Origin of the sequence: Pseudomonas putida, from assembly GCF_002906855.1 — a bacterium.
In the GTDB taxonomy this organism is placed as follows: Bacteria; Pseudomonadota; Gammaproteobacteria; order Pseudomonadales; family Pseudomonadaceae; genus Aquipseudomonas; species Aquipseudomonas putida_N.
In genome coordinates this window covers 1-2,096 of the sequence record NZ_MINI01000047.1, presented here as the reverse complement: position 1 = coordinate 2,096, position 2,096 = coordinate 1, and the positions used below count along the sequence as shown (strand labels likewise).

Sequence of the window (2,096 nt, the reverse complement as noted above, 5' to 3'; positions counted from 1 at the left end):
CTGGCTCTCTGCCTCTCGTTTCAAGCGTTGCGCTTATTCTATGAATTCAGGCTGTATTGCCTGTATTGCCTGTATTGCAGGAGATAGAGCGGTTTTGTAGGACAATCCAACACAACTTAGTGAACCCTCCGGATATATTATCGGAAGTGTTAACAGGTGATGTATGCGATAGGGAATCACGGGACTGTCCAGCTAGTGTCGGGTAATTATGATCTGAGTAGCCATTGTGCTTGGCACGATACATCGCCTTATCTCGGGGGCGCAGAAGATTCTTTTGTGCCAAGGGCGGCACCAACGAGGGAGTCGTTAGCGGATTTGTACTGAGTGCTCAGCGTGACCCGTCTCGGTCAGTCAGAGATGACTGGACTTTATCGGTGGGTTGAAGCAGTAACCGCCCGACGTGCCATCCATTAGCATTGGCTCGGAGTGAATCTGGGCACGCGATAACTCCGCCCACTGATCGGCATTTTGGCCTAGGTTTGTGAGACAGCCAGGGGCATCGTCGGCATGTCCGTACAGTGCTGCCGGTATGGTCCCCGCCATCATTCCGGTGCTGATTGTTGCGGCAAATCCAAGCGCCAAGAGCGTTGCAATCCCCAAACCAGTAGCGATTGTTTTTTTCGTAACCATGGTGGTGGCCTCGTGAAATCTTTCCCCTCGAGGCTACCCATTCGGCCTGGTGGTAGCGGCCCTATCTGAGACATGTCAGGGGCATCGGTCACCAATTATGAGGCACCTCGTTCGTGCCGGTGTGGCCTAAAAGTCCAGCAGTTGCAGAAAACTGTGCGATTGACGGCGTGTCCCTCGCAATGTCAGGAATAGGCAATCCTGCCTATGCAAGGCATTAGGCAAGGTTGCCTACTTATCCAGTTTCGGACCCGTGACCAATGGCTGTGCTTCTACGCGTCGGATGTCCTGAATGCTTCCTCTAATGCCGGATTGATCCAGAAGCCTTGGAATGAACGGAAGAGCTCGGCGGCTCCACGCACGTACTGCAATGCACTCTCGACGCAGATCCAGCGACGTTGATTCTCTTCAGCTGCTCGACCGGTCATGGCCCGGCCTGAAAAAATATCAGCGACCAAATCGCCGGGCTCTGTCAGGAATTTGATAAAAAAATCAGGTACAGCAAATGGCCAGCCGGCGCCGTGCTGAGTCAGACCCAGGCTGGTTAGCGCTTTTCTGTGTTCCCGTCCGCGGGCACAGGAGTGGCCAATCTGGAGCGTGTTCTTTGGGATGGCGCCGTTGGTGATTCCGCCAAAGCTTCCCGGGCGGACCCGATAAGCGCGATCACCATAACTTGTGCTTCGATGCTCACCACCTTGACTCAAAAGCTTGGCATGGCGCTCAGTGTGAGGCCTTAGCACCCTTCGATTATCTGCCTTACACAAAATGGGATCGCGGGCAAACCACAGGCATGGTTCCCACGAAACATTGAGTTGTTGGCGCGTCCGACTTGACCACTGCATTGGACCTGGTGCCTTCGACAAATTTATCCATGGGAACCCTGTCCATGAGCGTCAGTCCCAATCGGTCCTCGAGGGCAATAATCGTGCGTTCCAAATACGTGGATCTGCCTGGTGATTTTTCGAGGAATGAATCATTGGTCATGTTCAATACGAGGCTTCCAGTTGCCGAAATTTTCGGCACGATGGGTTCAAGGACCTGGCAGATAAAGTCGACAAATTCACTCGCCGTGGGGTTGCCATACGCTCGAGAAATTCTCAGGGGGAATGGGGGGGACGTCAGGACGAGTTCAATCGGCTCATAGAGCCCGGCCAAAGCGTCTGGAGACGTTCCCCACAAGGCCAGTCCGAGGTTGGTGCTGAACCCAAGCAGGGTGACGCCGGGCGAGGGCGTGTTCAGGCCCTTTTTAGCCTTTTCGGTAAGCTGCCATACCCCTCTGGCACCTTCGACCCGCTCAAGCACTCCAAGTGCTTTGAGCGACTGCTGTTGCCAGCGGATCGACCGCCGAGTTGTGGAGTGCAAATCGCCGGCGGCGCCGATCGGGCTCCGAGCGTTCATCACATTGTCAGGAATCTCGGTAACCGGCCAGCAAACACACCTTTCTGACCCCACCGCCAAAGGCGATGGTG

The 2,096-nt window shown here is 54.8% G+C and carries 1 protein-coding gene and 1 pseudogene; both read right to left on the bottom strand.

Features of this window, described 5'->3' with window-relative positions; translation table 11 throughout:
- Window positions 1-899: 899 nt before the first annotated feature.
- The gene (locus tag BGP85_RS29355; RefSeq protein WP_073690481.1) at window positions 900-1,469 is read right to left on the bottom strand and encodes a DNA methyltransferase; all 570 of its coding nucleotides are present in this window, start codon (window positions 1,467-1,469) and stop codon (window positions 900-902) included.
- A pseudogene (locus tag BGP85_RS29350) lies at window positions 1,384-2,096 on the bottom strand (hypothetical protein); the annotation flags it as partial. The pseudogene BGP85_RS29350 and the gene BGP85_RS29355, both read right to left, overlap by 86 nt.

What these genes read in the sequence shown, in the direction of transcription:
- BGP85_RS29355 (WP_073690481.1), bottom strand. Translation starts at nt 1,469, where the DNA reads ATGCAGTGGTCAAGTCGGACGCGCCAACAACTCAATGTTTCGTGGGAA.